General features: G+C 58.8%; 4 protein-coding genes. 2 read left to right on the top strand and 2 right to left on the bottom strand.

What is annotated here, in order from left to right:
- Window positions 1–164: 164 nt before the first annotated feature.
- Window positions 165–1,166 (bottom strand): AraC family transcriptional regulator, encoded by a 1,002-nt coding sequence (locus FNJ47_RS43680; RefSeq protein WP_163162666.1) that lies wholly within the window; start codon window positions 1,164–1,166, stop codon window positions 165–167.
- A 1,041-nt stretch (window positions 1,167–2,207) separates the two neighbouring features.
- On the opposite strand from FNJ47_RS43680, the gene FNJ47_RS43675 reads away from it, so the two are divergent.
- The gene (locus FNJ47_RS43675; protein WP_163162664.1) at window positions 2,208–3,674 is read left to right on the top strand and encodes a DUF1254 domain-containing protein; all 1,467 of its coding nucleotides are present in this window, start codon (window positions 2,208–2,210) and stop codon (window positions 3,672–3,674) included.
- Window positions 3,675–3,733: 59 nt separating this feature from the next.
- Window positions 3,734–5,248, top strand: a complete 1,515-nt coding sequence (locus FNJ47_RS43670; protein WP_165446134.1) for a DUF1214 domain-containing protein — start codon at window positions 3,734–3,736, stop codon at window positions 5,246–5,248.
- 185 nt (window positions 5,249–5,433) lie between these two features.
- On the opposite strand, the gene FNJ47_RS43665 is transcribed toward FNJ47_RS43670, so the two are convergent.
- A complete protein-coding gene (locus tag FNJ47_RS43665) occupies window positions 5,434–7,032 on the bottom strand; it encodes an arylsulfatase (protein WP_163162660.1) in 1,599 nt (532 codons plus the stop codon).
- Between the last annotated feature and the right edge of the window lie 129 nt (window positions 7,033–7,161).

The following is a 7,161-nucleotide window of genomic DNA, read 5'->3' as shown; positions in this document are numbered from 1 at the left end:
ATATCCAGACCGATCGTCGAAATTGACTGCATAGGCTGCTCCTCCGAATCGTGGGAGCCTCAATCGGCGCCCACTCCTTGGCACTCTCGTGCCCGTGGAGGAGCCGTCCACAGCATCAAAAGCAGACTCCTGCCTGCAGCAAGGAGGCTCCCCCATTTGCAAGATTATGCGTTGGCTTCGGCGGCCACGAGTGATGATGGGCGATTGAGGTGGATCGCAATCTGCTTCGTGGGGCGCTTCAAGGTCTCCGACGGAGACTCTCCGAACGCGGCGCGATAAGCCACCGCAAAACGGCCAAGCTCCCAAAAGCCATGGTCGGTAGCTATCCGAGCGACGGTTGACGTCGATGGAACCGCGCTCAGCAACGCGCGATGCACGAGGTGCATTCGGCGGAGAGCGAGAAAACGGATCGGTCCCATGCCCAGATGCTCTTCGCAGGAGGCGCGAAGCGTTCGCTCCGCGACACCGATAGCTGCACAGATTTCGATGAGATAGAGCGGCCGGTCGGCATTTGCCTCCAGAAACTCTTCGAACCGCGCGATGATCGCATCATGGCGTCGCCCACGAGTGCTGGTCTTTTCGTCGATCGCATCAGCGAGACATCTGACCGTGACGTGCACTAACTCATTCTCCAGCGCGCGAAGCACGTCGGGCAGTTGCAAAATATCGGGAGTGTCGCGTGCGAGCTGTCCGACCGCCCGGTGTAACTTCAGCAGCCGTGACATCGACTGAGGGCGCGGATGAAAAATGTGCCGCTCTGACCTCTCCATCAACTCGCAGCCAATTATCGCTTCGACTGCAGTATCAAGCTCGTCGGTTGGGATGGACAGCGCGCCGTAGTCAAGACCTGAGCCGCATCGTCGATGCTCAGCCTCAAGCGTGTTGTCAATGATGTCGCCGGGGATGACCTCAATTCCACAGTGATGGTACGGTGACAAATTGGAGTCGGTAAGAAAGCCGATCGATCGCCGACCGGGTTTGCTTGTAGCGGTGCTGACTGTTGGCGAGGATAAGTGAGTACGTTGCAACCAGAGCCGGCTCAGGGCGACCTGGGTCATCTCAACCCGAAAATCTTTCGTCGTGGGGAGTATTTCAATGTCGGAATACGGGAAGGCTGCTTGGCACGCCAGCGGATCGGTAAAGCAAAGAACTCTACTCCAGCCCATTTCTGCTCTCCCAAAAACAAAAACTACGATGCGGCGGGCAGCAAGCGTGATTGGTCGGACAAAAAGCGTGACAGCAATGAATCTTTGGATCGCAAAGGCCGCGGAGGTGATGCCGACGCTCCAGGTTGTACCTTAGCTCTGCTGTTACCTCTGATCAATGTACCTATTTTGACATACCGCACACTTGCCAAGCGACTTCGGTGGCATCTTCATTCTTGGCGTGCCAGCGCTTTTCGAGTGAGAGCTATGAACAGGCATCGGCAGCAAAAACAGGCCGCTGATCTCTCAGTTGGGTCAATCGCGTCGATCTAGCGGCGCGCAAGGTAGGTGTACCCCAACCTGCCGACGCTCGATGATGTTGCCCGGACTTCGCTCACGGGCCAAACTCGGACGGAGGGGTTTGGAAACGTGCGCGAATTTGGCTCTGCTACAACTCAACAGCCATGACCACGCTGCGGCGTAACTTTCAGAACTGGGCCGGTTGAGCGGGTGGACTGGGCCAATCCGTTCGCAGGTTGTTTGGGTTATTCCTGTCGAACAGGTCCTGCTTTGCAACGCCTCTCGCGCGGGCATCAATTAACGGTGGCATTCTGCCAGCATCACGGGATGGCGGGACGATGACGCCGGGCCGAACGACGCAACTGGCGGGATAGCCAACGTATTGGCAGTAAGTTACGGCACTCGCGCTTCCATTGCTTCCAACTGAGAAACCAATAATTAGCGATGCCGACAAGGCGATTGATCGCTTCATTTTTGCCTCCCGTAGCTGATCCACGGAAAATGATCATAGATGAAGTGTGCCGCTATGCCAAAGCGGCGGGGTTGAACCAAGGATTTCCGCCTAGGGTCAAAAGCGCCGTTTTTGAGATCGTCCGTCACCTTCCGGTCTACCCCGGCAAGCAGGCGGTTTCGGACGGGCGCCGTACGTCGCATGAGGGCCAGGAAGAGACATTTCTGGCCGGAAGTGCATAGCGCGCAAAGGCAATTGAGCTAGGTTTGCTTTTGGAAACCTTCTCGATCCAGCATCTGGCGAGGTCAGTCATGAAAATCACGACCGTTGCCATTCCGGCGCTTGCCGCTCTCGCGTTCAGCTTGGAGACCATGTGTGCTCAGGCGCAGCAAGTGCCGCTTCCCACGACTGCCGCCGAGATCCCCGGACCGCCGCCCGGGACCGCCATGACCAAGGAGTATGTCCAGATGGTCGGCCGGATGGCCTACCTGTGGGGATGGCCGCTGGTTAATTCGCATAACCGTCGCGAGGCCTTCGGGAAGGCACCTGAACAAGGCCTCCTTGGAAGCGTCGTGCCTGTCGCGCCTATTGGCCAAGTCACGATGTTGACCGATTACATCCAGCCGGACCAATCGTTCATCACCTGTCCCAATCAGGACGTGGTGTATGGCGGTGGATACTTCGCGCTCGACAAGGAGCCGGTCGTGTTTCAGGTGCCGGATTTCGGCGACCGCTTCTGGGTGTACGCACTGTATGACGGACGCACCGACGAGTTCGGCGAAATTGGCAAGGCTTACGGCACGAAACCCGGCTTCTATTTGATCGTCGGGCCGAACTGGAAAGGCGCACCGCCGGCGGGCATCAACGCCGTGGTGCGGTCTTCCACGGACCTCGCCTTTGCCGCGCCGCGCATTTTCAAAGACGACACCGCCGAGGACACCAAGGCCATCCAGCCGGTGCTTAGCCAGATCATGTTTTATCCGCTCAGCCAGTTCGATGGGAAGATGAAGACCAAGGACTGGAGCAAAATTCCAAATTTCCCGGTGCCGAACACGTCAGAAAAAGGCGAGACGAAGTGGGTCGTGCCGGAGGCCTTCTTCGATCAGCTTCCCGAAGTGATGAAGGAGGTGCCGCCGCTTCCCGGCGAGGAAGCGCTGTACAAGTGGATCGACAGCGTACTGGAGGCCGCCGACAAAGATCCGACGATCAAGCAGACCCTCAAGGAAACCGCTGTCACGGCGGAGGATGAGCTGATTTCTCCGTTTTTCCACTGGCGCTACAACGGCAGGCCTGCCGGCAACGGCTGGAATTCGCCTGTGAACAATGCGCAATGGGGCACCGACTATCTTAATCGGACCGGCACTGCCAAGTCGAACATGTACGACAACAGACCTAACGAGACGAAGTACATCTATCGGGACTTCGACAGCCAGGGCCAGCAACTCGATGGTCAGAACATCTACTCAGTCACCTTCCCGAAGGGGCAACTGCCGCCGGTCAAAGGCTTCTGGTCGCTGACGCTATACGACCAATACCACTTGTTCCATCCGAACGCGCTCAAGCGCTACTCGCTCGGCACGAAGAACAAAGCGCTGCAACACAACCAGGACGGCTCGCTCACATTGTACTTCGGCGCGGCGTCTCCCGGCAAAGACAAGGAAGCCAACTGGGTGCCGGCCCCCAACGGAACGTTCTCGCTCTATCTTCGCGCCTACTGGGCCGACCAACCTGTCCTCGACGCAAGCTGGATGCCACCGAACGTCGAGAAGGTGAAGTGACGGAGGTGACAAATCGAGGAGCGGAGGCAACGATGGACACCAAACGCACCCGGACTTTCATGGCGGCTGCACTCCTTGGCGTGTTTGCGACGGGCGGAACCGCAACGCAGGCCCTCGCTCAGGAGACGGGCTTCGATAAACTCGCCAACCTCCCGTTCGCGGAAGGCCGGCCCACGAAGGAGACCGCGCAGACACTGTGCGACGAATTGCTCTTCCAACGGGCGACGCAGACCTATCTCTGGGCGTTGCCGTTGATCAATACGCTCGGCATGCAGGTCGGGTCGGAAAAGACGTTCGGCGCTGGCTACAATGTTCTGCCGATCTGGAAAAAACGCCTCGACGCCAAGACCCTGGTGACGACCCCCAACTCCGACGTCCTCTATGCCATGAGCTACGTTGACTTGGGCAAGGATGGTCCGCTGGTGATGGAAGCGCCGCCTGGACTGCAAGGCATCCTGCTCGACTATTGGCAGCGTCCCATCCCGGTCGATGGTGGCGAGTTCGCGGGTGATGTCGGCCTGGCTGGACCGGACGCGGGCAAGGGCGGAAAGTTTCTGTTGTTGCCACCCGACTACAAGGGAGCGGTGCCGGAAGGTCATTTCGTCTACCGCTCCGGGACAAACAACGTCTTCATCTTCCTGCGCGGGTTTTATGAAGACCCGAACAATCTGATGCCGGCCGTCGTACACCTTGAACGGACCAAGATATATCCGCTGAATGGAGAGGCCGCCGCCAAGCCGATGAAATTCCCGGACGCATCCGGCGTTCCGGTCAACATGCTACCGATCAGCGACGGCAGCGCCTTCGATCAACTCAAGCGTCTCGTGGACAGCGAGGGCGACAGTCTCGCCGGCCCCGATTGGCTCGGCATGCTGGCGGCGATCGGCATCGTCAAGGGCCAGCCGTTCACACCCGATGCGCACGCTCGGGAGATCCTCGATCGGGCAGCGAAGATCGCCTACAAAACGAGTCGTGTCATCGGCTTTGAAGACGTCGTTGGCGGCCGCTCCTACCGGATTTATCCAGACCGTCACTGGATCAATCCTTTCGCCGACGGCACGCCGTCGAAGCCCTTCGGGCCATTGAACCTGTCCTGGATAAACACCGCCGGGGAGTATCTGGCACTCGACGCTCGGATCAACTTCTTCACCAACTACTACTCGGTTAGCCCTGGCATGGCGTCCATCACGGCGGGTAAGGGCGCGAACTACTTGATGGCGTTCACCGATGGCGAGGACGCGCCCTTGTCGGGCGGCGGCAACTATCGTCTGAGGCTGCCGGCCAACATCCCTGCTGCCATCTTCTGGTCGGTGACGCTCTATGATGCTGCGAACTCGTCGGGTCTCGCTAACGGCCAGCCTTTCCCGTCGCTCGGCTCGCGCGACAAACCTGGGCAGAATGCCGATGGGAGCACGGATGTCTACCTTTCCCCCCAAGCACCCGCGGGCAAACAAGGCAACTGGCTCGCCACGGTGCCCGGCAGGGGGTACTTCGCCATCCTCAGGCTCTACGGCCCAACCGAAGCCGCCTTGAACAAGAGCTGGAAGCCTGGCGACATCGAAATGATGAAGTGACACTAACGGGTCGCGCAAGTCGGTTGGACGAACGATGTCCGCTCCGGGGTCAAAAGACGACGTCGGCCAACGTCGCCCGGAAGGTCCGCTCTGGGCCAAGCCGACATGGTGCCCCGTCAAATTGACCTCCAGCACTTCGGTCCAGGAGGTCAAATTCCGATCAAGCGTCGCTTCTGGCCCATGTTTTAGTTGCCGGTGGGCATCGGGATGTTGACGCCTTCCTTCGCGAGCGAATCGCGGAGATATTGGAACCGCTCAAACTGAGAGAGCGTAATCGGACCACTGTAGCTTTCGCTCTGCAACTTGCGCGGCGGATACTGCACGTATGTCTTCATCAGGTCCTTGATCGCCGCACTGATTGTTACCAGCGTCCAGGTTCGCTCTGTGTAGTTATTCATGAAGATGTCGTAGCGTTCCTGGGGATCCTGCCAAAGATCGAAGACTTGCGGTACAGTTGCAACGTACTTCTCGGCGCCCTTCCAGCCCAGGTTGGAGTCCACAGCGAGCCCGCCGGTTGAGGCGCCATCGTCACCGCGTAAGTTGAACACGGCCTTGTAGTTGCCAACCCGCGCAGCGCCGGGCGTCAACTCATTCTCAGTGAAGTAGAACCACGATTTGCGCGCGGACTTGCCTGTACCGAATAACACAGGTGATATGTCGTAGCTGTCAAAGATGATTGGTTTTCCCTCGCGGTCGTTTGCCGGTAGTTTCACGCCGGCAAGCGCGGCGAAAGTGGCCATGTAATCCAGGCCGCCGACGATGTCAGAATTCTTAGTCCCTGACTTGATGTTCGGCCCCCAGGCGATGGATGGAACGCGATTGCCACCCTCGCGCACTGTGCCCTTGGTGCCGCGGAACGGCGTGTAGCCTGCGTCAGGATAAACATCTTGCCAAGCTCCATTGTCAGTTGTCCAGAAGACGTAGGTGTTCTTGTCGAGACCGAGCGCGCGCACCTTGTCCATGACCCGGCCAATCCGCGTGTCGTTCTCGACAACCGAGTCCGCGTACTTGCTCTTTGACAGCGACTTGAGCTGGAACTCGGGCGCCGGCATATTGGGCTGGTGCACTTTCATGAAATTGATGCTCATGAAGAACGGCTTGCCAGCGTTGGCTGCTCTATCGAGATACTCGATCGATGCCTTCTCCACATATTCGTCAAAGGAGGGAATGCCGACGACACCTTGCTGGGGAGTATTGACATACTGCCCGTTGATCTTGAACTCCTCGCGTGCGGGCTGCCCAGCATTGCCTGACATCGCGCCCTTCGTTACGCGCTGAAACATGTCGCGCAGCTCTGGGTCCATGTCTGGGAACCAGGTCGGATCGCCGTAGGTGTAAGCGTTGAGATGATACAGCCCCGCATATTTCATCTCGTCGTAACCCTGCGCATTGGGCAGCGCGTAGTCGGCTTCGCCGAGGTGCCATTTGCCGGTAAAGAACGTGTTGTAGCCTCCGGTCTTCAGCATGGAGCCCAGTGTCCACTCCGCTGCCGGAAGGCCTCCACCCTGGCCTTGGAATGCCACGGTCGTCATGCCGCTGCGGTTGGGAATGCGGCCGGTCTGCATCGCGGCACGACCCGGCGTGCAACTCGGCTGGGCGTAAAAGGAAAAGAAAGTCATACCCTCAGCCGCCAGACGATCGAGACTGGGGGTAGGCATGCCGCGATTTTCACCGCCTCCATAGCAACCCGCGTCTCCGTAACCGAAGTCATCCGACACGATCAGAATGATGTTCGGTTGCGTGCCCGACGGCGCGGTTGGCCTTTGTGCCCGGGCCCTCTGCATAGGAGCAGCCAAAGCCAACGCCCATGCTGCGCCAAGTGTCGTGCCACCAAGCAGGATGTTGCGGCGGGCGTGCGTCGGATACCTGCGATCCGCCTAGGTCTCGGTTTTTGTCATGTGAGGTCTCTCTTT

Origin of the sequence: Bradyrhizobium uaiense (assembly GCF_010811875.1) — a bacterium.
Taxonomy (GTDB): Bacteria; Pseudomonadota; Alphaproteobacteria; order Rhizobiales; family Xanthobacteraceae; genus Bradyrhizobium; species Bradyrhizobium uaiense.
This window is presented reverse-complemented; position numbering and strand designations above follow the sequence as displayed.

Excerpts from the sequence above, each read along its gene's own strand:
- FNJ47_RS43680 (WP_163162666.1), bottom strand. The coding sequence starts at position 1,166 with ATGGGCTGGAGTAGAGTTCTTTGCTTTACCGATCCGCTGGCGTGCCAA.
- FNJ47_RS43670 (WP_165446134.1), top strand. The coding sequence starts at position 3,734 with ATGGCGGCTGCACTCCTTGGCGTGTTTGCGACGGGCGGAACCGCAACG.
- FNJ47_RS43675 (WP_163162664.1), top strand. The coding sequence starts at position 2,208 with ATGAAAATCACGACCGTTGCCATTCCGGCGCTTGCCGCTCTCGCGTTC.
- FNJ47_RS43665 (WP_163162660.1), bottom strand. The coding sequence starts at position 7,032 with ATGCAGAGGGCCCGGGCACAAAGGCCAACCGCGCCGTCGGGCACGCAA.